The sequence below is a fragment of the Neptunicoccus cionae genome (genome assembly GCF_002860325.1).
GTDB classification, from domain to species: Bacteria; Pseudomonadota; Alphaproteobacteria; order Rhodobacterales; family Rhodobacteraceae; genus Amylibacter; species Amylibacter lutimaris.
Window position 1 is genome coordinate 184,023 of the sequence record NZ_PKOJ01000001.1, and the last position, 22,428, is coordinate 206,450.

Annotated in this window: 25 protein-coding genes; 12 read left to right on the plus strand and 13 right to left on the minus strand. The window is 55.1% G+C overall.

The genetic code is table 11. The features are described 5' to 3' along the window. The first annotated feature begins 8 nt into the window (after positions 1 to 8). Positions 9 to 437, plus strand: coding sequence for a phasin family protein (locus tag C0U40_RS00865; RefSeq protein ID WP_101653874.1), 429 nt, complete (start codon positions 9 to 11; stop codon positions 435 to 437). Between the two features lie 21 nt (positions 438 to 458). On the opposite strand, the gene C0U40_RS00870 is transcribed toward C0U40_RS00865, so the two are convergent. Continuing rightward, the gene (locus C0U40_RS00870) at positions 459 to 959 is read right to left on the minus strand and encodes a MarR family winged helix-turn-helix transcriptional regulator (RefSeq protein ID WP_101653875.1); all 501 of its coding nucleotides are present in this window, start codon (positions 957 to 959) and stop codon (positions 459 to 461) included. A 263-nt stretch (positions 960 to 1,222) separates the two neighbouring features. Here C0U40_RS00870 and ectA point away from each other — a divergent pair, with 263 nt between their 5' ends. The 4 genes from ectA to C0U40_RS00890 all read left to right on the plus strand — a co-directional run bounded on the left by ectA (position 1,223) and on the right by C0U40_RS00890 (position 5,074). Further along, positions 1,223 to 1,753, plus strand: a complete 531-nt coding sequence (gene ectA / locus C0U40_RS00875; protein WP_286134801.1) for a diaminobutyrate acetyltransferase — start codon at positions 1,223 to 1,225, stop codon at positions 1,751 to 1,753. A gap of 47 nt (positions 1,754 to 1,800) precedes the next feature. Continuing rightward, on the plus strand, positions 1,801 to 3,099 hold the full coding sequence (gene ectB / locus C0U40_RS00880) for a diaminobutyrate--2-oxoglutarate transaminase (RefSeq protein WP_101653877.1): 1,299 nt from the start codon (positions 1,801 to 1,803) through the stop codon (positions 3,097 to 3,099). Positions 3,100 to 3,104: 5 nt separating this feature from the next. Next, positions 3,105 to 3,488, plus strand: coding sequence for an ectoine synthase (locus C0U40_RS00885; RefSeq protein WP_101653878.1), 384 nt, complete (start codon positions 3,105 to 3,107; stop codon positions 3,486 to 3,488). Between the two features lie 128 nt (positions 3,489 to 3,616). Further along, positions 3,617 to 5,074 (plus strand): aspartate kinase, encoded by a 1,458-nt coding sequence (locus C0U40_RS00890; protein WP_101653879.1) that lies wholly within the window; start codon positions 3,617 to 3,619, stop codon positions 5,072 to 5,074. A gap of 62 nt (positions 5,075 to 5,136) precedes the next feature. Here the strand turns inward: C0U40_RS00890 and modC are convergent, their stop codons facing one another. From modC to C0U40_RS00910, 4 genes are all read right to left on the minus strand, one after another. Continuing rightward, a complete protein-coding gene (gene modC, locus C0U40_RS00895) occupies positions 5,137 to 6,231 on the minus strand; it encodes a molybdenum ABC transporter ATP-binding protein (protein WP_101653880.1) in 1,095 nt (364 codons plus the stop codon). Further along, complete coding sequence (gene modB, locus C0U40_RS00900) at positions 6,228 to 6,920, minus strand: molybdate ABC transporter permease subunit (RefSeq protein WP_101653881.1); 693 nt, start codon at positions 6,918 to 6,920, stop codon at positions 6,228 to 6,230. Before modB ends, modC begins: the two co-directional genes overlap by 4 nt. Positions 6,921 to 6,929: 9 nt before the next feature. Further along, positions 6,930 to 7,715: a molybdate ABC transporter substrate-binding protein gene (modA, locus tag C0U40_RS00905; RefSeq protein ID WP_101653882.1), complete on the minus strand. Its 786-nt coding sequence runs from the start codon at positions 7,713 to 7,715 to the stop codon at positions 6,930 to 6,932. A gap of 68 nt (positions 7,716 to 7,783) precedes the next feature. Beyond that, the gene (locus tag C0U40_RS00910) at positions 7,784 to 8,167 is read right to left on the minus strand and encodes a winged helix-turn-helix domain-containing protein (RefSeq protein ID WP_286134722.1); all 384 of its coding nucleotides are present in this window, start codon (positions 8,165 to 8,167) and stop codon (positions 7,784 to 7,786) included. Positions 8,168 to 8,340: 173 nt separating this feature from the next. Here C0U40_RS00910 and C0U40_RS00915 point away from each other — a divergent pair, with 173 nt between their 5' ends. The 6 genes from C0U40_RS00915 to C0U40_RS00940 all read left to right on the plus strand — a co-directional run bounded on the left by C0U40_RS00915 (position 8,341) and on the right by C0U40_RS00940 (position 12,159). Continuing rightward, the gene (locus C0U40_RS00915) at positions 8,341 to 8,952 is read left to right on the plus strand and encodes a ribonuclease D (RefSeq protein ID WP_101653884.1); all 612 of its coding nucleotides are present in this window, start codon (positions 8,341 to 8,343) and stop codon (positions 8,950 to 8,952) included. 104 nt (positions 8,953 to 9,056) lie between these two features. After that, positions 9,057 to 9,596 carry an LPS export ABC transporter periplasmic protein LptC gene (lptC, locus tag C0U40_RS00920; protein ID WP_145991874.1) on the plus strand — a complete coding sequence of 180 codons (540 nt, stop codon included), beginning with the start codon at positions 9,057 to 9,059 and terminating at the stop codon, positions 9,594 to 9,596. A 14-nt stretch (positions 9,597 to 9,610) separates the two neighbouring features. Further along, positions 9,611 to 10,105, plus strand: coding sequence for an LptA/OstA family protein (locus C0U40_RS00925; RefSeq protein WP_101653886.1), 495 nt, complete (start codon positions 9,611 to 9,613; stop codon positions 10,103 to 10,105). Then, positions 10,102 to 10,854, plus strand: a complete 753-nt coding sequence (gene lptB / locus C0U40_RS00930; RefSeq protein ID WP_101653887.1) for an LPS export ABC transporter ATP-binding protein — start codon at positions 10,102 to 10,104, stop codon at positions 10,852 to 10,854. The genes C0U40_RS00925 and lptB overlap by 4 nt, the downstream gene beginning before the upstream one ends. Positions 10,855 to 11,097: 243 nt before the next feature. Then, complete coding sequence (gene hpf / locus C0U40_RS00935; protein ID WP_101653888.1) at positions 11,098 to 11,667, plus strand: ribosome hibernation-promoting factor, HPF/YfiA family; 570 nt, start codon at positions 11,098 to 11,100, stop codon at positions 11,665 to 11,667. A 27-nt stretch (positions 11,668 to 11,694) separates the two neighbouring features. Beyond that, complete coding sequence (locus tag C0U40_RS00940) at positions 11,695 to 12,159, plus strand: PTS sugar transporter subunit IIA (RefSeq protein WP_101653889.1); 465 nt, start codon at positions 11,695 to 11,697, stop codon at positions 12,157 to 12,159. Between the two features lie 9 nt (positions 12,160 to 12,168). Here the strand turns inward: C0U40_RS00940 and C0U40_RS00945 are convergent, their stop codons facing one another. The 8 genes from C0U40_RS00945 to cysQ all read right to left on the minus strand — a co-directional run bounded on the left by C0U40_RS00945 (position 12,169) and on the right by cysQ (position 21,481). After that, positions 12,169 to 13,623 carry a sulfotransferase family 2 domain-containing protein gene (locus tag C0U40_RS00945; RefSeq protein ID WP_101653890.1) on the minus strand — a complete coding sequence of 485 codons (1,455 nt, stop codon included), beginning with the start codon at positions 13,621 to 13,623 and terminating at the stop codon, positions 12,169 to 12,171. Next, entirely contained in the window at positions 13,624 to 15,318 is a 1,695-nt protein-coding gene (locus C0U40_RS00950; protein WP_101653891.1) for a DUF5927 domain-containing protein, read from the minus strand. Positions 15,319 to 15,320: 2 nt separating this feature from the next. Then, positions 15,321 to 16,331 carry a glycosyltransferase family 2 protein gene (locus C0U40_RS00955; RefSeq protein ID WP_101653892.1) on the minus strand — a complete coding sequence of 337 codons (1,011 nt, stop codon included), beginning with the start codon at positions 16,329 to 16,331 and terminating at the stop codon, positions 15,321 to 15,323. 16 nt (positions 16,332 to 16,347) lie between these two features. Next, positions 16,348 to 17,574 carry a glycosyltransferase family 4 protein gene (locus C0U40_RS00960; protein ID WP_101653893.1) on the minus strand — a complete coding sequence of 409 codons (1,227 nt, stop codon included), beginning with the start codon at positions 17,572 to 17,574 and terminating at the stop codon, positions 16,348 to 16,350. Between the two features lie 70 nt (positions 17,575 to 17,644). Continuing rightward, the gene (galU, locus tag C0U40_RS00965; protein ID WP_101653894.1) at positions 17,645 to 18,538 is read right to left on the minus strand and encodes a UTP--glucose-1-phosphate uridylyltransferase GalU; all 894 of its coding nucleotides are present in this window, start codon (positions 18,536 to 18,538) and stop codon (positions 17,645 to 17,647) included. Between the two features lie 115 nt (positions 18,539 to 18,653). After that, complete coding sequence (locus C0U40_RS00970; protein WP_101653895.1) at positions 18,654 to 19,898, minus strand: glycosyltransferase family 2 protein; 1,245 nt, start codon at positions 19,896 to 19,898, stop codon at positions 18,654 to 18,656. Then, positions 19,895 to 20,680, minus strand: a complete 786-nt coding sequence (locus C0U40_RS00975; protein ID WP_101653896.1) for a 3-deoxy-manno-octulosonate cytidylyltransferase — start codon at positions 20,678 to 20,680, stop codon at positions 19,895 to 19,897. The genes C0U40_RS00970 and C0U40_RS00975 overlap by 4 nt, the downstream gene beginning before the upstream one ends. A gap of 3 nt (positions 20,681 to 20,683) precedes the next feature. Continuing rightward, positions 20,684 to 21,481, minus strand: a complete 798-nt coding sequence (cysQ, locus tag C0U40_RS00980) for a 3'(2'),5'-bisphosphate nucleotidase CysQ (protein WP_101654756.1) — start codon at positions 21,479 to 21,481, stop codon at positions 20,684 to 20,686. Between the two features lie 121 nt (positions 21,482 to 21,602). Between cysQ and C0U40_RS00985 the strand changes: the two genes are divergently transcribed. Beyond that, on the plus strand, positions 21,603 to 22,427 hold the full coding sequence (locus C0U40_RS00985; RefSeq protein WP_286134723.1) for an ABC transporter permease: 825 nt from the start codon (positions 21,603 to 21,605) through the stop codon (positions 22,425 to 22,427). Position 22,428 lies beyond the last annotated feature (1 nt).

Genomic DNA, 22,428 nt, shown 5'->3' on the forward strand with positions numbered 1-22,428 from the left:
GGTTAATTATGCCGAAAAAAGAAGATAAAAATCCGTTTATTGACATGTTCCAGAACTTCGGGAAATCCATGCAGATCCCTGCGCCGGATGTCAGCAGTATGATGGATTATCACCGTCGCAATTTTCAGGCGCTGCAATCCGCAGCCCAGAAAAGCACAAGCAGCGCCCAAACTGCGGCCCTGAAACAGCGGGAAGCTCTGGAACAAACCCTCGCCGATATTTCCGAGACCTTTAAGAACTCTGCCAAAGACGCCGATCCTTCGGCTATGATGTCTTCGCAGATGGATCTGGCAAAACGAACTTTCGACGCTACTGTCACCACAACGACCGAGATGGCCGATATTGTGCGGCAGGGCAATGAGGAAGCGATGGACCTGCTGAAAGAACGTGTCCTTAAAAGTGTTGACGAACTGTCAGGCACCAAAAAGAAAAAGTAGGCCCGGCCTCTGAATGAACGGTTACTTTCCGCCGGGTTTCACCGGCGGATGGGACCGCTGGATTTCCCCTACATCCAAAACCGGCGCCGCATCCATACCAGATGCGTTCAGCATCGCAGCCACACGCTCCAGCGATGCCACAATCATAGCCTGTTCCCAATCTTCCAGCGCCTCGAACTCTGTCACATACTTCTGCTGCAACGGATCAGGCGCACCCTCAACGGCCTGACGCCCCTGCTCTGTCAGAACAATGTTGGTCTGCCGCCGGTCAACATCCGAGCGCTGCCGTTCGATCATGGATTTTGCGACCAGGCGGTCCAGCAAAGTAGAGATCGTTGCAGGACTGACGCCCATCTGAACCGAAATCTGTTTCGGCGTAATACTCCCTGCGCCCAGTACAATCTGTAGCACGCGGATTTGCACGGGTGTCAGACCTGCCGTCTGCGCGAGCGCACGACCGTAAAGCTCTGTCGCGCGCAGAATCCGGCGTAGGGCAATCAGGGAAGTATCGGTTCTGTCCACGGAGTTTCCAATCGAAATGATCGGGTCAGATTATCTGGTCCGAGTCGGTTCTGCAAGCGGGCTAGGTAGTTAGGTTAACAAAATATAATCTTTACAAAATGTACAAATTTTGAGCAGATTTTCCCATTTTTCGGCACAAGCCTCTGTAATTTATAGGTATAATCAGGGTCAGAATTAATTACCTTTCCTAATTGATTTTAAAAATAAGCTTCGTATAACTAACAATCAAAATGAAGCAGTTGTCGAGGTATCCCGTGGTAGACATTCATCCGTTCAAATCGCGTCGTAATGACGTTAAGTTCCGCAAACCCGAGCCTGAAGACGGCGCGGCGATCTGGAACCTGATCGGGGCGTGCAAGCCGCTGGACGAGAACTCCATGTATTGCAACCTGATCCAGTGCGACCATTTCCGCGATACCTGTATTCTGGCTGAACTGGACGGCGTTCCTGTGGGCTGGATTTCCGGCTATGTGCTGCCCAAAGATCCCGAGTCCTTTTTCGTCTGGCAGGTTGCCGTATCCGAAAAAGCCCGTGGTCTGGGCCTTGCAAAGCGCATGCTGAAACGCCTGCTCTCGCGCGAGGAATGCAAGGATGTGATCCGGATGCAGACCACAATCACCAAAGACAACGATGCAAGCTGGGCGCTGTTCCGCAGCTTTGCCGATGCACAAGATGCCGAACTGGACCATGAGGCCCATTTCGAAAAAGAGACCCATTTTCAGGGCGAACATGACACCGAGCATATGGTGACAATCAAACTGCCCGAATCCGGCGCATTGGGTGCTGCGGCGTAACACGCCGCCCCTTCTCCGGATTTTCTCCAACACAAAAGGAAACTGCTATGACGACTGATATTTCAGCCGACACGACCATCTTTGAACGCCGCGAATCCCAAGTGCGCAGCTACTGCCGCGCCTTTGACACGGTATTCACCACTGCCTCCGGCTCTACGCTGACCGATGCGAAGGGTAATACTTACACCGACTTCCTGTCGGGGTGTTCTTCCCTGAACTACGGTCACAACGACGCGGACATGAAGGCCGCACTGGTGGATCACATTACAAGCGATGGCATTGCCCATGCGCTGGATATGTACACTGGCCCGAAAGCAGCGTTTCTGGAAACATTCGAACGCCTGATCCTGACCCCCCGTTGCATGGACCACAAGGTGATGATGACCGGACCGACCGGCGCAAATGCGGTAGAGGCCGCGATTAAACTGGCCCGCAAGGTGACGGGCCGCACCAATGTGATCTCTTTCACAAACGGATTTCACGGCATGACCCTTGGCGCGTTGTCCCTGACGGGCAACTCCGGCAAACGGGGTGGTGCGGGCGTACCGCTGAACGGCGTGACCCACCTGCCGTTTGAAGGTTCCCTTGGCGATGACGTGGACACGCTGGCCATTATTGAAAACATGCTGACCAACGACAGCAGCGGTATTGATGCACCGGCGGCGATCATCCTTGAACTGGTACAGGGCGAAGGCGGCTTGAACGCGGCCTCCCGCACTTGGGTCGAAGGCATCGCGCGTCTAGCCAAATCCGTGGGCGCAAAACTGATCGTCGATGACATTCAGGCCGGTATCGGCCGCACCGGGGATTTCTTCAGCTTTGATGAAATGGACATTGAACCGGATATGGTCACACTCGCCAAATCCCTGTCGGGTTTCGGCCTGCCCTTTGCCATGACGCTGATCAAACCGGAACTGGATATCTGGAAACCGGCGGAACATAACGGCACCTTCCGGGGCAACACCCACGCTTTTGTCACCGCCAAGGTTGCACTGGAAAAATTCTGGGCAGACGACACGTTCAAAAAGGATGTGGCGGCCAAGGCCGAGATTCTGGAAGGCCACCTGCAAATCATCGCTGATATGGTTCCGGGCGCACGGCTCAAGGGTCGCGGCATGATGCAGGGTGTAGACGTGACATGCGGCGAACTCGCAGCGGCGATCTGCGCCCAAGCCTTCACCCAAGGGTTGGTGATCGAGACCTCGGGCGCACAGGACGAGGTGGTCAAAGTGCTTGCCCCGCTGACAACGCCGGTAGAACAATTCACCCAAGGGCTCGAAACCCTCGTTGAAGCAGCACGCAGTTGCCTCAACGCGACTACACAAACAAAAATCGCTGCGGAGTAAAGAATATGATCGTACGTGACCTGAAAGACCTGAAAAACACCGACAAGGAAGTCAAAGACGCACAGTGGACCTCTACCCGTCTGCTGCTGGCCGATGATGGTATGGGGTTTTCCTTCCACATCACCAATCTGGAGGCAGGTTCGGAACATACGTTCCACTACAAGAACCACTTTGAGAGCGTCTATTGCATGTCCGGCAAAGGCTCTATCACCGATCTGGCCACCGGCGAGACCCATGAAATCCGCCCCGGTGTGATGTATGCGCTGAACCTGCATGACAAACACACCCTGCGCGCGGAAGAAGAACTGGTCATGGCCTGCTGCTTTAACCCGCCGGTAACTGGCACCGAAGTCCACCGCGAGGATGGCTCTTACGCTCCTGCGGACTAAAAAAAACGGCCCTTTAAGGCCCGATACGCCACAACCAACAGCCGCGCAGCGGTGCGGCTGTTGCTCGGTTTACGGCGCTTTTCCCACTCAGACTTGAAGGCGTTCCCGTCAAAACGGGGGCGGATAATATGATTAAACACGCACACACCGTAGAGAAAATCGGCGGCACCTCCATGTCCCGCTCTGCTGAACTGCTCGATACTTTATTCCTTAACGGGGGCGAAAACCCCTACAACCGCATCTTTGTGGTTTCGGCCTATGGCGGGATTACCAACCTGCTGTTGGAGCACAAAAAAACCGGCGAACCGGGGGTTTATGCCCGTTTTGCCAATGACAGCAGCGATCTGGGCTGGTCCGATACACTTAATCGCGTGATGGACGCCATGAACGCGGCCCACCGCAAAGTGCTGAGCGCCGCTGCCGATATACGCGAGGCAGATGACTTCGTGCGCGAACGGATCGAGGGCGCGCGTTCCTGTCTGATCGACCTGCAACGCCTGTCTTCTTACGGGCATTTCCGGCTCAGCCGACACATGGGCATCACCCGCGAACTGCTCTCCGGTCTGGGCGAGAGCCATTCCGCCTTTGTCACCACCCTGCTACTGCGCCGTGCTGGTGTGAACGCCCGTTTCGTGGATCTTGGCGGTTGGCGCGATGAACGGGAAGTCACGCTTGAAGAGCGCATTGCCGAAGGGATGAAGGATGTGGATGTCAGCAGCGAACTGCCCATCGTCACAGGCTATGCGCAATGTTCCGAAGGTTTGATGTCCCTGTATGATCGGGGTTATTCCGAAGTCACCTTCAGCCGTATCGCCGCCCAAACCGGCGCGGATGAAGCGATCATCCACAAGGAATTCCACCTGTCCTCAGCCGACCCGAACCTTGTCGGTCTGGAAAACGTGCGCAAACTGGGTCACACCAACTATGACGTGGCGGACCAGCTTTCGAATATGGGGATGGAGGCGATCCATCCTTCGGCGGCCAAAACCCTGCGCCAGTCTTCGATCCCGCTGCGCGTGACCAATGCGTTTGATCCGGGCGATCCGGGTACGTTGATTGACGATTCAGACGCAAAGACCCCGCAGGTGGAAATCGTCACCGCGCTGGATGTCTTTGCGCTGGAAGTGTTCGAACAGGATATGGTCGGGGTCAAAGGTTATGACGCGACGATCCTTCAGGCGCTGACCCGTCACAAGGTCAGTATCGTGGCGAAATCCTCCAACGCCAATGCGATCACCCATTACGTGGATTCTTCGCTGAAACACGTGAAACGGGTCGAAAGCGATCTGGTGGCGGAATATCCGACCGCCTCTATCACCGCACGCAGTCTGTCGGTTGTTGCCGCCATCGGCCGCGATCTCGGCGGGCTTGGCGCACTGGCCAAAGGGCTCGCCGCGCTGGATGAAGCCGGAATCATTCCGATTGCCGTGCAGCAAAGCCCGCGCAATGTGGATATTCAGATCGTCACCATGCGCGAAGATGCCGACGCCGCCGTCAGTGTCTTGCACAAATGCCTGATCGAAGGTGAGGCCAAGGCCAAGCCCGAACAGACCAAGGCGAAAAGCGAACCACGACTGGTTGCCTGATAAAAGAAAGGCGCAGCATCACCCGCTGCGCCTTTTGCAATCTCAAGGGTCTTGGATTGGCCCTAAACTCCGGAAACCCCGATGTCATCCCGCGCCACAGCGACGGATTTGGTGATGGCGTAACAGGTCATTCCCACGCGCAGGCCCAGCGCATCACGGGATCGTCGGGTGATACGCGCCAGTACGGTCTGCCCGTCCACCTCAACCGAGACCATAACCCCCGGCCCATCCCCTTCGCGCACTTCAGCAACCGTGCCTTTCAGAATATTAAGCGCAGAGATATGATCCGGCTTGCGGGTCGCCAGAACCACGTCCTGCGCGGCAATTCGCACCCTGATCCGCGCGCCGGCAGCGGCATTGATCAGCGGCAGGTAAAGCCGCCCCGCCCCGATTGCCAGTTCGCTCAGCCCGTCGTCGTGATGGGCCACCACCTGTGCCGTCAACAAGGCCCCCGCACCGCGCACGCCAAGGGGGAAAGGGATAGCCGGATCGCCCAGAACTTCCGAGGCGGGACCGCTGCACAACATTTTACCGTCATTCAGAACCACAATCGTTGTCGCCAGCCGCGCAATTTCCGCGACTGTGTGACTGACATAGATCATCGGAATCGCAGTCTCGTCCCGCAGCCGTTCCAGATAGGGCAGGATTTCCAGCTTGCGGGATTCGTCCAGTGCGGCAAGGGGTTCGTCCATCAGCAACAGATCGGGCGCAGACAACAGCGCCCGCCCGATCGCCACACGCTGCTTTTCACCCCCTGATAAAGCGGCAGGGCGGCGGTCCAGCAACGGCGCAATTCCCAGTAGGTCAACCACATGATCGAACGATGCAGCACCCTGCCTGCGTTTGGCAAACCACGCCCCGTACCGCAGGTTCTGATGCACACTAAGATGGGGAAACAGCCGCCCTTCCTGAAACACATAGCCTATGCGCCGTTTGGCGGGCGGCACCCAGACTCCTGTGGCGCTGTCAAACAAGGTCGTGCCGTTCACTGTGACCTGCCCTGCCTTGGGGCGCAGCAATCCGGCGATGGTCTGCACAACAGTGGTTTTTCCCGAACCGGAGCGCCCGAACAGCGCCGTCACCCCCGCAGGCGCGTCAAAGCCTACATCAAGATCAAAGCCGGAAAAGCGGTGTTTCACGGTGACAGAAAGCGTCATGTGCCCCGTACCTTTCTGGCAACCCGAGCAGCCAGCAGCTCTGACAGGATCAATGCAGACAGGGCCACGATCAACGAGACAACCACCAGCCGCAGGGCGGAGCTTTCGCCGCCGGGCACCTGCAAGAACGCATAGATCGCGGACGGCAGGGTCTGGGTCTGGCCCGGGATGTTAGAAACAAAGGTGATCGTCGCGCCAAATTCCCCCATCGCCTTGGCAAAGCCGAGGATCGTGCCGACAATCACACCGGGCAGGATCAGGGGCAGGGTTACAGTCACAAATATCCACAGCGGCGATGCCCCGAGTGTCGCCGCCGCCTGCTCTAGCTTCGGATCAACCGCATCCAGCGACAGGCGGATTGCCCGCACCATCAGGGGAAACCCCATCACCGCCGCCGCCAGCGCCGCCCCTGTCCAGCGGAACGCAAACACAATGCCGAGGTTTTGAAGTAACCCGCCAAGCGGTGCTTGCGTGCCAAAGCTCAGCAACAGCAGGTAACCCGTCACCACGGGGGGCAGGATCAAGGGCAGATGCACCAGACCGTTCAGCGCCTGTTTGCCCCAGAACTGCCAGCGGGACAGGGCGTAAGCGATAAAAATGCCAAAGGGCAAACTGCACAGCGTGGCCCAGAAAGACACGCGCAGCGACAGCGCAACAGCGTCCCATTCCTGCGGGCTTAACCAATCCATCGGGCGATCCTAGCGTTCAAGTGTCTCAAACCCCTGTTGTTCAAAGACTGCTTGCGCGGGGGGGCTTTGCAGATAGGTCAGGAATTCGGCGGCCAAGTCCTCTTTACCTTCCTTGATCGCAGCAGCAGGGTAGCGGATGGGCGCATGGCTGTCGCGCGGGAAACGGGCCGCTACCGAAACCCTGCTTTCCGCCACCGCATCAGAGGCATAGACGATCCCGAATGGGGCCTCTCCGGTGGCAACAAAGGCTAGCGCGGCCCGCACGTTATCCGCCTGAACCACCTGTTTTTCAACGTGTTGCCACAGGTTTAGATACTCCAGCGCGGCCTTTCCGTAGATGCCCGCAGGCACAGCATGAACCAGCGCCATCGCCAGATGATCGGTGCCAAGCGTTTCCGCCAGCAGGTTAAGCGGAACTTCGGGCGCGTGCTCTCCGTGTGCCACCAGAACCAGCGTGTTGCCCAGCAGATCAACCCGTGTCCCTGTAGCCACCAGTGCGCGTGTTTCCAACCGGTTCATCCAGTCTGTATTAGCCGAGATGAACACATCCGCAGGGGCGCCAAGTTCGATCTGTCGGGCCAGAGTGGAACTCCCTGCAAAAGCAACACTTGCGGTGTGGCCTGTCTCTGCAGCCCAGTCCTGCGCCAGCACATCCATCGCATTTTTGAGGCTGGCCGCGGCAAACACCGTCAACGTTTCTGCCGTGCCGCGCTCTGGCGCGAACACCACGGCGAGACCAAGGGCAACACCAGCCAGTCGTCTGAAACATCCGTGCAGGCTCCGGCTACGGGGCATTTGCTTATCCTTGCCTAGCGATAGGTACAGCGGGAAATATCGCACGGGGCTGGCAGCTTTGACAATCGTTATTTCCCACCGGACACATCGACACGCAAGCCTGTCAGAAACGTCAGCTCTTTCGAGGCCGCTTCGGTCAGTCGTTGCTCCATCCCGCGATAGGCGGTCAGAACCTCTTGGCCTGTCGCAGTCAGATGCGCACCGCCGCCCTGACTGCCGCCGCGGGAACTTTCTACCAGGGGATTTTGAAAGGCTGTGTTCATTTCCTCAACCAGCATCCACGCGCGTTTATAGCTCATCTTCATGGCCCGCCCTGCCGCAGCAATGGAACCGTGTTCGGCAATCAGCCCCAGTAAATCCGCCTTGCCCGGACCAAGCCGCACGCCATCGTCAAACACCACCCGCAGCCGCAAACTGGCATTAAGTTCGGGGACATCCGTTCGTGTTGGCATTGTTTTGTTCATAACGGGATCATCCCGCACCCCGCACTCAACAGCAAGCTCAATTGGCGGTTTTGCGCCTTTAAGGCTATCAGCATGTTCCCGCCACCCGACTTTAACCTTTGTGGAATACGACTATTATCTGTATTGGGCGTCATGCTCTGCAAATCAGTTAAGGGAAGCCTATGACAAACTACCTGCACCAAGGCGATTTGCCCGACGATCTGGATCTGGGTCCGGTTGTGGCAATTGACAGCGAAACGATGGGATTGATCCCAAACCGCGACCGGTTGTGTCTGGTGCAGCTTTCGGCAGGTGACGGCAACGCCCATATGGTGCAGATCGCGCAGGATCAGACCGAAGCGCCCAACCTGTGCCGGATGCTCGCCAATCCCGAACAGTTGAAACTGTTCCACTTTGGCCGCTTTGACATTGCCGTGATGGAAAACCGCTTTGGCGTTCGGACCTCGCCTGTCTATTGCACCAAGATCGCATCAAAACTGGTACGCACCTATACAGACCGGCACGGGCTGAAGAACCTGACACAGGAACTGCTCGGCGTTGATATTTCCAAACAGCAGCAAAGTTCCGACTGGGGCGCAGCAGAGCTGACCAAGGCGCAGCTGGATTATGCGGCTTCGGATGTTCTTTACCTGCACCGTTTGAAAGATGAACTGGACAAGCGGCTGGCACGCGAGGGTCGCACAGAGATTGCACAAGCCTGTTTTGATTTTCTCCCCCACCGCGGTGCGCTGGACCTGATGGGCTGGCCTGAAACCGACATCTTCGCGCATTAACCTTGGAGAGTCAGGAGCCCACTGTTGGAATAGCAGAGCGCGACGGGTATTCGCGCCTTGTCAGAGTGCTGAAATGGGCCTTCCCCATTCTGGCGCTTCTGCTGATGGCGAGCATCTTTGTGCTCTCCAACACCAGCAAGCTGCGCGAAGGCCTGATCATTGCTGATGCAACGCTGGCAGAACTGGCGGTCGGGCAAAAGATCACCAACCCGCATTTCTCCGGCGTAACAAAATCCGGCGATGCGTTTTCGATCTCGGCGGAATGGGCCTTGCCCGACGGGGTAAAGCCGCAGCATGTGGAACTGAACCAGCCCCGTGCCACCATCAGTTTCAAGAACGGCAATACCATGCGCACAAACGCCGGAGCGGGCGCGCTGGACCTTGTCGCATCGACGGCCGCCCTGACAGAGAATGTCGATCTGCACACGACAAACGGTTACACAGCGACCAGCAGCAATCTGGAAGTGAACTTTGAAACCGGCAATATCACCAGTAACGGGCCGGTACATGCCGAAGGGCCCATCGGCTCTATAGAGTCCGGAGCAATGGAGCTACGTCAGGATCTGGACGTTAATCCGGCAGGTCGGGCGGTTCTTATGTTTAACAATGGCGTTAAACTGATATACAAACCCAAGAAAAAATAGGATCGGGGGGAATTATGCGCAATTTATCCAGATGTCTTTTGGCCGTGGTCCTGCTCGGATCGGTCAGTCTGGCACACGCGCAAGGCACCGGCATTGCGCTCAGCCCGATTGAAGTTGACGGTAATCAACCGGTAGAAGTTACCTCAGACAGCCTGACTGTAGAACAGGATTCCAACTCTGCCACGTTTGAGGGAAACGCCCGTGTCGTGCAGGGGAACCTGATCTTCTCTGCCAACAAAATTCGTGTGCATTACAACGCCGCCCAAAGCGCTATTGAACGGATCGAAGCCACGACCGACGTAATGTTTACCAACGGCACCGAAATCGCCGAAGCCCAGAGCGGCACCTATATTGTCGGTAGCGGTACCGTAAACCTCGCCGGTGATGTCGTGCTTGTGCAAGGGGTTAACGCGATTTCGGGTGATGCGCTCTCGCTTGATCTCAACACCAACCGGGGCACCATGAACGGTAACGTAAAAACAGTGTTTGTCCCCAAGACCGATCAATGACCCGAACCAGTACTCCCGATCCGCGGTCCACCGGCCTCTCTGTGGTTGGACTGAGCAAAGCCTTTAAAAAGCGAAAGGTTCTCAAGGACGTTTCCATGCGCCTGAACCGCGGTGAAGTCGTGGCCCTGCTCGGGCCGAACGGGGCAGGCAAGACCACCAGCTTTTATTCTATCGCCGGTCTGATCGCTGCAGATACTGGCACGGTTACCATTGACGGTCGCGATGTGACCAACCTTCCGATGTACCGCCGCGCGCGGATCGGGCTTGGCTATCTGCCACAAGAAGCCAGCATTTTCCGCGGCATGAATGTAGAGCAGAACATTGGCTCGGTTGTCGAGCTTTGGGAACCGGAAAAACCGAAACGGCGTGAACGGACCGAACAGTTGATGGAAGAGTTTTCCGTCACACATCTGCGGGACAGCCCCGCAGTTGCCTTGTCAGGCGGGGAACGCCGCCGCGTTGAAATCGCCCGATGTCTTGCCGGAAATCCCAACTACGTTTTGCTCGACGAGCCTTTCGCCGGTGTGGACCCGATTGCCGTTGGCGACATACGTACGCTGGTTGCCCAACTGAAGAACCGTGATATCGGCGTGCTGATTACGGATCACAACGTGCGTGAAACACTCGAAATCATCGACCGCGCCTATATCCTTTATAACGGCACCGTCTTGATGTCGGGCACACCGGATGAAGTCGTCCGTAATGACGATGTGCGCCGCGTCTATCTTGGCGAAGAGTTTCGCATCTGACAGGCTGCAATTCGCCACCCGATCCGACTATCGCAAATTTGTGACGTATAAAAGTTGCCAGATGCAGAACTTGGCACTAACATTATTACTATGATCGTCCCTTCAATTCCGGCGCATATTACTCAGTACCGCAGCTTTGCCGCAGTCTGACCCGTTTGTGCTGTGCGCAATGCACAGGGCGATCAAGCGGGTGACCGTCACCCGGCCAGAGCTTTGCTCTGTAATCTCTTGAAAGGAGCTTTCATGCGGTATCAAATCAGCGGAAAACAAATCGATATTGGTGATTCACTGCAGGTCCACGTCAAACAAGAGCTAGGTGCGATTGTTGAGAAATACGCGGAGCGACCTACCGAGGCCAGTATCACGTTTTCCAAAGACAGACATGAATTCGTCTGCGAATCATCTGTGCATCTGTCAACCGGACTTACGGTAAACGCCAAAGCACATGCCAATGAAATTTATGATTCCTTCGATGCCTGTGGCGAAAAAATGGAGAAACAGCTGCGCCGGTACAAGCGCCGGTTGAAAGATCACCATTCCCACCGTTCGACACCAGTTGAAACATTCGGCGCTCCATCGTATATCCTCGCTCAAGAAGACGTTGGGGATGATGCTGCTGAGCCTGATACGCTTCAGCCAATTATTGTTGCCGAAACACAGACCAAGATTAAATCCCTGTCCGTCGGAGAGGCCGTCATGCAGATGGAACTCGCCGGAGAAAACGTTCTGGTGTTTCAGAATGAAGGGCAAAAAAGGGTAAATGTGGTCTACAAACGTTCCGACGGGAACATCGGGTGGATTGATCCGGAATAGAACCGGATTGCAGAGCAGAGGCATGTTATGAAAATGGCCGAAATATTGGATGCAAAAGCTGTGCGTTTCGCAGCAGGTGCTTCCAGCAAGAAACGACTTCTTCAAACTCTCTCGGAACAGGCTGAAACCGTCTACGACATGAAAGCCGACGAGGTGTTTTCTGCTCTGCAAGCCCGCGAAAATCTGGGCACAACCGGCGTGGGGCGTGGCGTTGCCATTCCGCACGCCCGCTTTGAAACGCTGGACCGGATTGTCGGCCTGTTTTACCGGCTGGAAAAACCCGTCAACTACGACAGTCTTGACCGCCAGCCGGTGGATCTCATCTTTACACTGTTGGCCCCGGCCAATGACAGCCCCGAACATCTCAAGGCGCTGGCGATGGTATCAAGAACGCTGCGCAGCGAAGACAATTGCAGCAAACTGCGCGCCAACAGCGATCCGCAGACGCTCTATTCCATCCTGACAGAACTGACGACCTCAAAGGCGGCCTGAGCCGCCACCTTAACCCCAGTCTGAAAAGCCGAACATCTGGTAATCGCGCGCATAGACATCTCTGGCGCGCTTTTCCATCTCGACAGTATAGATCTCACCCAGATCATAACAGTAGGGGGCAGCCGCCTTTTGCAGAGGCTTGGGATCCAGCCCCATATCGCTCTCGATCCGCTGCAATTCTTCCTCAAGGTTTTCATAACGGATCAGCACATCCGGAAAGGTCAGCCTTCCGTAGCCTTGCAAAATAGAGTTCTGCGACGCCCAGGATTGATCCACCCGCGCCCGTGTCTGCCCCTGAAGATTGCCCTTCAGAAAATCAAGAAACCCCAGAAACGCCCGCCCGTGGGCTTCGGCAGAATAGCCGGAGTTTTCCAGCACCGTTCGGTTCGGTTCCAAAGTCGTACGCTTGTCCGGCAGATCAACGCCATAATGGTTTTCCAGCGCTGTCCGTATCCACGGAAACATCTTGTCGCCGGAACAGAAGATATGATTGTAAAAGGCTTCATAGGCCCGTTCCAGCGGATGCCGGATCACCGTGAAAGAGCGGCGGACAGGAGTATCCGACAGCCATGTATTGAGCTGCTTTTGGTTCATTTCACCCATCACGGCACCCGAACCGGATTGATGGGACGCCAGCCAGTTGGCAACTTCGGGCAATTCGTCCCGCGCCATCGGCATGAACAACAAGGGCACGTCGTTGCCCGCAACAAAATTCTTCGATCCCGGATTCCGCACCGGTTCAAGAACTGGAACAGCATCGGTATTAAGAAGATCAAGCTGGCGCAGCTGCTCTACCATTTCGGCGTAATTCTCGACCTTCTCTTCCAACCCTTCGGGGTTTTGACGGACGATCTTGTCACCAAGCTGCTTGAGCTCCACCTCTTCCCCCAGAAACCGCGCCAGACCGTTAAAAATCTCGACATCGTTCAGATCGTCATACCCCAGATAAAACGCAGTTTGCCCGCTTTTCTGAAGGCTGTGCCTGATCTGCGTCAGATAGGTCTGCAACCGTGTCAGATAGGATTTGAACTCCAGAAAATCGAACCGCACCTTCGCCAGTTTGCGTTTGCTGACATCCGTCAGTTTCCACTGGTCGGTGGCCTTGGCGATGGCGTGGGACACAAAACTGTCGAGCGGATTGCGGGTCAGGACAATCTTGGCGCATTGCGGATCATTCAGGCAGTGTTCAAGCACACGGGGATCGTGATCCGAAAAAAGACGAAAGCCCGGCAATGTATCATTTTCTTTCGCCACCATCCGGTTGATCAACTTCTGCGGCTTCAACTCCCGCTCCGTCATTGTTACCCCAAAGGCGGTGGTCGTATTCGGAAAGCCAATGAAATGGGGATTGAACAGTTCGCCATGGCAGGAGAACCCGTCGAACAACTGGATATTCTGCTCGAACAGGTTTGATCCTGTGCGCATGTTTGCCAGCAATACGAAATACTTGAATGGACCTGCCATTTACTTCACCACATACGGCCGTTCAAAAGCCGCGTCCTGTTTTTTGGTCTTGGACCGCGTCGGAAATTCATACTCGATCATCAGCCCACGGTCACGCAGCTTGCGGGTCAGGTTCTCCAGTCCCTCTACATTTTCGCGCTCTGGCATAAGTTTCAACGGGTGTTTTTCGTTTCGAGGAATATGGGCGATTGCCTGCTCCAACGCACGGGATGGATGATGCACTGCATTTTCAAGCGCAATGGTGTGAAGGTGCGCTACGACTTTGGGTTTGGCAAATTCCCGCAGAAAGCGCTGCTCGATCCGGTGGAAGCGCCGCGCATTCGACACCTGATTTTCAAAACTTGCCGGACGGTTTAACAGGCTGAGCAACCACGAATGCCGGATCATAACGATATGGGCCATCGGATCATGGGCCAATGTTTGCAGAATTCGCGGGTTGTCGCGGAAATCATACAGCAGGCATTGATGCCGGTCCCGCGCTGGCCAAAGCAGGTTTGCCAGATACCCTTTCGGGTTGCGGTTGCGAATGGACGGAACGGCCGGGAGATTGCCAGCGAAATTTTCTTCCGGTGCCCGCGCTCCAACATGGCTGCGGGCGAACACACTGCCATGAGACAACGCATCTGTTGCGTTTTCAATCCAATCGGGAAATTCCCGGTACAATCCCTTGAACCCGACAAAGACTGTGTAAGGCGTCTCGGAAACACCGGTGCGTTCCGCACGGTCGTAAGGAAACCGCCCTTGGTGAAAACGGCCTGTACCGCCTTCACACCGCCGTTGGTCGGCCTCCTCGAACCTGGCATCAAATGCTTTGGGATCAGCCTGAGACATAGACTGATTGGCCCGCTTCGGATCAAGCAGGCTATCATAAAGCCTGTCGGCACCGACCCACATTTTCCGGGCCCAGAAGCAATCGGATTGGGTCAGATCTTTCAGGTGATCATCGTAAAACACAAACGGCTTGCCCAGATAATCGAACTTGGAGAACGTCAGCGAACGGGACGCGATCTTGTCGGAATGGAGCCGTGCCAGTGTCTGGAAATAACTTTCGTCCGGTATCCATGCCCAGTTGAAATATGCATCGTAATAGGGGCGTTTCGGATCGTCGAGAATGGCACGCAGTGTTTTGGCTGTCAGACACCACCACTGCGACCCGATATGCGGGACAAGCGGTTCGGGGATCTTTCGCTTGACTCCAAGACGCCGCTGCAAGGCAACCAACTTGTCAAACCGCCACCTTTGTGTCCGCCACGAGAAGGGGAAATACATGGTAAACCGCTCTTCGTTCAGACCGTCCTTGACCCAGAAATTGTTCTTCACAGAGACGGATTCAATAAAATCCGTCTTCATGTTTCGGGATAAAAAACGCTTGAGCTGTTTTACAGGCCGAATGGGCAGGCACGAACCGCTGATAAGCTGAACGTTGGTGACATCCTCAAACCGCTTCAGCAGGGCCTCGGCACTGTCGAGCGTGGCTTGAACCAGCGAAAACTCCCCCCATTCACAGGCAGTTCGTTTTGGAAAGATAACGTTATCAAGCCCTTCCAGATCGTTCTGAAAGGCTTCAAATTCTGCCGGTTCCACTTTCTTGTCGATATGAACCGCCACGGCACAGTCCTGCTCCGACAAATGACGCACCATTTGCGCTGCGCGGTAAAGATCGGTGTGAGCGAGAACGACGAAACCGATGCGCATGATCAGATCCAGTTCCCGCGCGACATCAGCCCAAGCTCTTCAAGCTGCTGCCAGTTTTCATAGGTGCTGGACTGTTCCGTCCACAGTTTCAGATCCCCGTCCATCCGGTTCAGATAGGTGCGATATTCGCGGCTGGCTGCGTAATGCTGCTTACGCTTCATTTCCTCTTCGGCCTTTTCAGAGAAGGTGTTCATAAACTTGGTGTGCAGTAAAACGCCGCAAGGTTTCTGCCCGCCCCATTCATCGTAAACCAGATTCAACCCCCTTGGCAGCAGCGTATGGGTGGAACTGACATAGACATAGCCTCGCGCCCATTTCACCAGCGGAGTCTTGTTCAACGCGGGGGAATAGGCCGGCCGGTCCCTGAAAAAACTGCGCATCCGCGGGCCGCCCTGTATCCACAGGTTGCCGTATTTGTTGTTCCGTTCGATGAAATAGTTGGAAGCATCGAAATAGGGCGCGGTTTTTACAGGGTTGCGCCCTTCGCGAATGCGGGCATGCTGGATTTTTCCTTTGGGATACATATCCAGTAGCATGGTGCCAAACGACTTGATCGAACTGGCATCGAGCCAGTCCGTCAGCGCCCTCAGCGAGCGGGTGTCACAGAACGGATAGACCAGAAGTTCATCCACATCGACCACAAGAACCCAGTGCCCGTGAGCATATTTGTTCTTGAGACCGTTCAGCCAGTCCACTCCGAATTTCGAGCGTTTGTAAGAAGCTGTCGTGGTCCAGAGCGAAACATCGGGTTGATCGGCGAGGTATTCCCGACCTCCGTCGGTGCTGTCGTTATCCACAAAGAAGAAATGGTTTACGCCCAGATCGCGATAATATTTCAGGAAATAGGCAAGGCGGGGCTTTTCGTTTCGCAGGGTCGAAAACACCAGAATATCGCGGGGATTTATCTGGCCTGTACGATCAAAGACACAGGTCAACTCGCGACGCTTGCGCATCGCGCGAATGCGCCTGCGGCGACGCTCCACCCGTAATCTATACCGACTCCACAAGCCCATGACTGCACTACTCGTCTTAAAAATGGCTCGGATCAGTATCCCCGAAAACGTGGCGAAAGTGTGATTTCCATGTGGGGATTCCTTGAGGCAAATCAGTGATTTCCCGTCTAACGTGAGATTCGGGGGTCCTATTTGCAACACTCCGCACGGTTTCGGCCCAGCGCGCAGGATCATCGACCGGCAGATAAGTTGCAGCCTCTCCCAGGATTTCATGAAAAACCGGAATATCCGAACAGATCACCGGAACCCCCAATTGGGCAGCCTCAAGGGCCGGTAAACCGTACCCTTCGGCATAACTTGGAAACAACAGGGCGGCGCTGCCGGCGATCAAACTGGAAAGCTCTGCATCCGGCAAGTCGGCGTGCTCGAAAATCGGTCCGTTGTCCGAAACTGACGTGTCGAGATACTCAAATACAGGCGCATTGTCCCAACCCCGTTTGCCAACCACATGCAGGCGGGGCATCCGTCCGGCCGGTTGCATACCTGCCAGTTCCTCCCAAGCCTGAAACAGAACCTGATGGTTTTTGCGCGGCTCAATCGTGCCAAGCACCACAAAGGACAGCGGGTCAACGGGTGGCATATCCTGCGGGATCAGGGGTTCAACGCCAAGATGCGCCACCACAGTCTCTGATTGCGCTCCCCAGCCGCTAAAGAAGTGTCTCACGCGGTCTTCGGTGTGTGCGGAATTGCAGACAATCCGGTCCGCAAACTGTGCCACAGCCTTCATCCGCAGGGTAAATTGCTCCGGTATACCCGCGCGGGTAAATTGGGGAAAATCGAGCGGTATCATATCGTGAACCATTACAGTTATACGCGCGACGCCAGCGCCACGCAGGGCGGTAAAAACCTGCACAGAGAGATTGCTGTGGCCGACGTTAACGTATTCCACGCCCCCCAGATCAACCTTGCGGAGAACCGTTTCCAGATCACGCCCCGCAAAAAGAGCAGAGGCGCGAAAAAACTGGCGTGCCTTCCGCTGTGCCTTTGGAAGCTTCAAACGAAACGCGTCTTGTAAGCCCCAGCGCCCGAGTTGGGTTCCGTTTTCCAGCCGGTCCAGCGCTGTGAGCACCGCGCCGATAGGAAGGACGGCGAAACTTCTCCCCAATCGTGCAAATGCAAGGCTTTCTGCGTCCCGTCGCGCAACTTCGCGGATATACTCGATCTCGACACGATCTATACCTGTCGGGTTTCCCCGCCCGATACGAGAGATGAACCGTGTAACATCAAGAAGATACCGCCCCATTTTCACCTGCCAGACACAACAAAGCCGGAGCAGTTTACGCCCCGGCTTTGAAACGATTTCAACACGTCGATTATTGAGCGGCGCGGCGGCATTCAACAGTTTCGATCAGATAATCGAGGAACTCCTGACTGAGATCGCCACGTGCCAGACCGAAAGCAACCGTTGCCTGTAGGAAACCCGCCTTGGACCCGCAATCATAACGGGTACCTTCAAAGCGGTATCCGAAGACATTGTCAGACTTGGCAATTTCTTTCGCAATAGCATCGGTAAGCTGGATTTCCCCGCCGGCACCACGGTCTTGAGTATCCAGATTCTCCATGATTTTCGGCGTAAGGATATAGCGTCCGATCACGGCCAGATTGGACGGTGCGTCTTCTGGTGCAGGTTTTTCCACCATGCCTTTGACCGAAACCAGAGAGCCCATGTCTTCTTTGATATCCAGCAAACCATAGGCAGATGCCTTGCTTGGCGCGACTTCCATTGCAGCAACAATATTGCCGCCTGTCTGTTCATGCGCTTCAACCATCTGCTGCAGCACGGGACGTTCGGATGCGATCACGTCGTCGGTCAGGATCACGGCAAACGGTTCATCCCCGATCAGACGGCGCGCACACCAAACCGCATGCCCCAGACCAAGCGCTTCACGCTGGCGTACATAGGCGATTTCGCCGCTGTCCATTGTAGACTTCATCAGCGTATCAAGCAGTTTGGATTTGTTTTTTGCCCGCAGCGCCTGCTCCAATTGTGGTGCGCTGTCAAAATAGTCCTCAAGCGCACCCTTGCCGCGCGAAGTGACAAAGATGAATTCTTCAATACCAGCATCCCGCGCTTCATCAATTGCGTATTGGATGAGCGGTTTATCCACAAGACAAAGAATTTCCTTAGGAATACTCTTCGTTGCAGGCAGGAAACGTGTCCCGAGTCCAGCTACCGGAAAAATCGCTTTGGTTACTGTTTTCTTCACATTTAGCCCCTTTAACTTTACCGCGATACAACGTGCGGCGGCTGTTAATCGTTCATTGTTAATTACATTCTAGGATGGCCAATTTATGACGAGTATGGCCAAAATACGGAAATTCCTAAAGTATCTGGGTCTCGGTCACTCCGAATTCAGCATAAAATTTAATCAGTTCTCTACGTGTTCGCTTGGAAAGAGTCCACCAGCGGAACACAGAATCCTCTCGCGATGATTTCCCAAAGATCCCCCCAGTTTGCACCCAAAATCCTCTTACGTCAAAATAGCGACGGTGGAACAAGCTGTTTCGTGCAAGGCGAAAGACGATCACCGGTGCATCGCTTTTGGCCAGATCCTGTGCTCTCGCGAACAGCGCGGAGGTCGCGAACAATCCGCCTGCGAGGGCTACACCTGGCGGATTTTCGCGCGACTTCAAGGGTTTGAATACCCTATCCGCCCTCACAGGAGGTGAATCCGTCCCTTGTCGGGTTTCGTTGAGCCCGTTCTGCAGGGTGTCCATGAGGACAGGAACGTCCCGTGGCTCAAGCCTTCCCTCCACCATAAGTCGAAGAAGTCTTTGTTTTTGATCGGCAAAAAATCGCTGCTTTGCAGGTAAAACAGCGTCTTTTATACAATGTTTATCTAGAAACCTGCGCTTGCTGGCGCCAATTTCATAAAGCGACAGGGGCACGCGATTGGCTGATCTGTGTGCACTTTGCTCAAATCCGTGGTGAACTTCGGCGGCGTTGACAAAAGCCGCGCTGTAACCGGCCTGTGCCAGCCGCAGACAGACATCTGTTTCATCCAGATAAAAGCGGAACCCTTCGTCGAACCCGCCAATGCCCAGCAATGCATCCAATCGAAACGCACAATTGGTGCCTTGCAGTTTGGCGAACCGGCCGCCGTCAAAACGGACCTCCACAAAGGACGCGGAGGGATCGATCGCCAACGGCTGATCCTCGCCCAGCCTGTCGCCTGTCAGTCCTTTCCATTGATAGGAAAACCCGTTGCGCCCCCGCACAAAGCCGCCTGCGCTTGCTATTTCTGTGTTCCGAAACGGCTGCACAAGGGCCTTAAGCCAATTCGGATCAGGCACGGCGTCATCATCGCAAAAGGCGACGATTTCGCCCTGTGCGTGGGCCAGACCGGCATTTCGGGCCGCCGAAATGTTCGCCTGATCAAAGGGGATATGTAGCATGTTTTCAGACGCCGGAATATCCGCAAGAAAACTGCGGTCCGGCGCATCCGAAACCAGAATGACCTCAAAATTTGTATAGCTTTGAAACCGCAGAGAAGAAACGACCCGTTTCAGTGCTTCCGGTCTGTGCCGGCTGACAATAATCAGGCTGACACGGGGGGCGAAGCTCATTCCAGACCTAATTGCACCAGAAACTTTTCAACGCGGGGTACGTCTTCAGGGTTATTCAGCTCCCAAAACTCCTGCCCCGGATTTTCCACTTCAACGCATTGCACATGCAACCCGTTTTCCATGAAACGCAACTGTTCCAGCCCTTCCAGCTTTTCAAGCGGACCTTCGGGCAAGGCTGCGTAATCACGCAAGGACGCAGGGCGATAGGCGTACACACCAACATGATGGTAAACCGGCACATCCAGTGTGGGTGCGAAAGGGATGACTTCCTTGGAAAAATACAGCGCCCGCTTGTCCTTATCAAATACCACAGTGGTGCCACCGACACGGTCATTCCGGCGGTCTTCCTTGAAAGAAGCCAGCGCCTCTTTCGAACAAAGGAGGATCGGCGTCGCGACATGGGCTTCGGGCGCATTTTGCAAACCCTCAACCAGCTTTTCCACGAACCACGGCGGCGTCAAGGGTGCGTCACCTTGCAAGTTCGCGACAATATCATAACCGTCCCCAAGCTGTTCGATCACTTCAGCGCAGCGTTCGGTGCCGTTGCGCGCGGCAGAGGAGGTCATCACCACCTCTGCCCCGAAAGCTTCGGCCGCGTCTTTGATCCGGTCGTCATCAGTGGCAACCACAACGCGGTCCACACCCTGCACCTTCATCGCCGCATCCCAGCTGCGGCGGATCAGACTTTTGGCCACGCCGGTTGCCCCGCGTAATTCCACAAGCGGCTTTCCCGGATAGCGGGTAGAGGCATAGCGGGCGGGGATAACAACCAGTGTGGACATGGATCAGGCCTTTTGCAGCGTTATTCCGGGAGCATAGGCGATGAAATAAGGGTTTTCAAAGATTGGCTTGCCGTAGGTCAGCGGTTCATGGTTGTCAAAACGGACAACTTTGCCGCCTGCGCCCAGCAGTACCGCCTGCCCTGCGGCGGTGTCCCATTCCATTGTGCGGCCAACACGGGGGTAAAGATCCGCCTCGCCTGTTGCCACAAGACAGAACTTCAACGAAGACCCGGCGCTGCGGCTGTCGGCAACATTGTATTTACCGATATAATCTTTGGTCTCATCAGTGAGGTGGGATTTGGAAGCCACGACGATCAGCGCAGATTCATCAGGGGTTGAAACAGAAATCGGTTTCATTTCACCGGCAACATCCGCCTTGTGATCACCCTGTTCTTCAAAAGACTTGCCGTTGGCATCTGTCAGGAACAAGCGTTTCTTGGCTGGGGCATACACCACACCCATCGTTGGAACACCGTCTTCGACATAGGCGATATTCACCGTGAAATCGCCGCGGCGTTTGATGAATTCCTTGGTGCCATCCAGCGGATCGACAATAAAGAATGTGTTGGAAGCTTCTGAATGCGTGTCCGATTGTTCTTCGGTTACAATCGCTGCATCTGGGAAAGCGGCGCGCAGGCCGGCAAAGATGTGGGCATCTGCGGTTTCATCTGCGAGCGTAACGGGGCTTTCGTCCGACTTAGATTTAACTTCGAAATCATCGGTGCCGTAGATTTCCATGATCTTTTCACCAGCTTCGATCGCCAGCTTGCGAATGACTGAAGAAATTTCCGTTTTATTCATTTTCATGCCCTTATGATGCCGCCCTACAGCGATTTCTTGCGGATTTAATTCCGAAGCCTTATGGTCCTTACAACGAAAAACAGCAAGCAGTGATTAAAACCCGCTAACTTTGGGCAAGCAGATGAGCGCCGTTCAGAATTCCTCTTTTTCCCGGATCGCCATGGGCGGTTTCGAGTTTTTGACATTGGTGTACCACACCACTGTGCGCGAGGTGCGTAAATCCAAAGGCAACGCAGTTCAGGCTCTGCTGATGGAAATCCTGCAATCCGCGATGATCGTCATCTTTTTCTATGTCATGATCACATTTCTGGGCCTGCGCGGCGTTGCGGTGCGGGGCAGCTTCATCCTCTATGTTCTGACCGGGGTTTTCCTTTACCTGACCCACAACAAGGCAATCAGCGCGGTGAGTGGTGGTGGTCCGGTCAATCCGATGCTGCAACATGCGCCGGTGACCACATTTATGATGATTGTATCCGGTGCTTTATCATCGCTGTATGTGCAACTACTGGCCGTTCTGGTAATCACCTTTGTCGCCAATGTTCTGGTCGAGCCCTTTACCGTTTATAATCTGAAACGGGTCGCGCTGTGCTTTTTCATCGCGTGGTTTTCCGGCGTGGCCATCGGGATTATCTTTCTGTCCCTGCGCCCCTTTGCACCTTCGACGATCAAGATCATCGAACAGATTTACAAGCGGGCCAATATGATCTTCAGCGGCAAGATGTTCCTGGCCAACGCCCTGCCCGCCAGCACGCTGGTTTTTTTCACATGGAACCCGTTGTTTCACACCATTGATCAGGCTCGCGGCGCGGCTTTTGTGAACTACACCCCCCATAAGACGACACTCGACTATGCAATCTACCTGTCGCTGGTCCTGATTTGTGTCGGCATGATGCTTGAACATTTCAGCCGCAAAACCGTGTCCGAAAGCTGGGGCAAACGGCAATAAA

Excerpts from the sequence above, each read along its gene's own strand:
- modC (WP_101653880.1), bottom strand. The coding sequence starts at position 6,231 with ATGACGCTTTCTGTCACCGTGAAACACCGCTTTTCCGGCTTTGATCTT.
- C0U40_RS00910 (WP_286134722.1), bottom strand. The coding sequence starts at position 8,167 with ATGCCAACACGAACGGATGTCCCCGAACTTAATGCCAGTTTGCGGCTG.
- cysQ (WP_101654756.1), bottom strand. The coding sequence starts at position 21,481 with ATGAATAAAACGGAAATTTCTTCAGTCATTCGCAAGCTGGCGATCGAA.
- C0U40_RS00915 (WP_101653884.1), top strand. The coding sequence starts at position 8,341 with ATGACAAACTACCTGCACCAAGGCGATTTGCCCGACGATCTGGATCTG.
- modB (WP_101653881.1), bottom strand. The coding sequence starts at position 6,920 with ATGGATTGGTTAAGCCCGCAGGAATGGGACGCTGTTGCGCTGTCGCTG.
- C0U40_RS00970 (WP_101653895.1), bottom strand. The coding sequence starts at position 19,898 with ATGAGCTTCGCCCCCCGTGTCAGCCTGATTATTGTCAGCCGGCACAGA.
- C0U40_RS00960 (WP_101653893.1), bottom strand. The coding sequence starts at position 17,574 with ATGGGGCGGTATCTTCTTGATGTTACACGGTTCATCTCTCGTATCGGG.
- C0U40_RS00890 (WP_101653879.1), top strand. The coding sequence starts at position 3,617 with ATGATTAAACACGCACACACCGTAGAGAAAATCGGCGGCACCTCCATG.
- C0U40_RS00885 (WP_101653878.1), top strand. The coding sequence starts at position 3,105 with ATGATCGTACGTGACCTGAAAGACCTGAAAAACACCGACAAGGAAGTC.
- C0U40_RS00975 (WP_101653896.1), bottom strand. The coding sequence starts at position 20,680 with ATGTCCACACTGGTTGTTATCCCCGCCCGCTATGCCTCTACCCGCTAT.
- ectB (WP_101653877.1), top strand. The coding sequence starts at position 1,801 with ATGACGACTGATATTTCAGCCGACACGACCATCTTTGAACGCCGCGAA.
- C0U40_RS00985 (WP_286134723.1), top strand. The coding sequence starts at position 21,603 with ATGAGCGCCGTTCAGAATTCCTCTTTTTCCCGGATCGCCATGGGCGGT.
- C0U40_RS00940 (WP_101653889.1), top strand. The coding sequence starts at position 11,695 with ATGAAAATGGCCGAAATATTGGATGCAAAAGCTGTGCGTTTCGCAGCA.
- lptC (WP_145991874.1), top strand. The coding sequence starts at position 9,057 with ATGGCGAGCATCTTTGTGCTCTCCAACACCAGCAAGCTGCGCGAAGGC.
- lptB (WP_101653887.1), top strand. The coding sequence starts at position 10,102 with ATGACCCGAACCAGTACTCCCGATCCGCGGTCCACCGGCCTCTCTGTG.
- hpf (WP_101653888.1), top strand. The coding sequence starts at position 11,098 with ATGCGGTATCAAATCAGCGGAAAACAAATCGATATTGGTGATTCACTG.
- C0U40_RS00925 (WP_101653886.1), top strand. The coding sequence starts at position 9,611 with ATGCGCAATTTATCCAGATGTCTTTTGGCCGTGGTCCTGCTCGGATCG.
- C0U40_RS00945 (WP_101653890.1), bottom strand. The coding sequence starts at position 13,623 with ATGGCAGGTCCATTCAAGTATTTCGTATTGCTGGCAAACATGCGCACA.
- C0U40_RS00955 (WP_101653892.1), bottom strand. The coding sequence starts at position 16,331 with ATGGGCTTGTGGAGTCGGTATAGATTACGGGTGGAGCGTCGCCGCAGG.
- C0U40_RS00865 (WP_101653874.1), top strand. The coding sequence starts at position 9 with ATGCCGAAAAAAGAAGATAAAAATCCGTTTATTGACATGTTCCAGAAC.
- modA (WP_101653882.1), bottom strand. The coding sequence starts at position 7,715 with ATGCCCCGTAGCCGGAGCCTGCACGGATGTTTCAGACGACTGGCTGGT.
- C0U40_RS00950 (WP_101653891.1), bottom strand. The coding sequence starts at position 15,318 with ATGCGCATCGGTTTCGTCGTTCTCGCTCACACCGATCTTTACCGCGCA.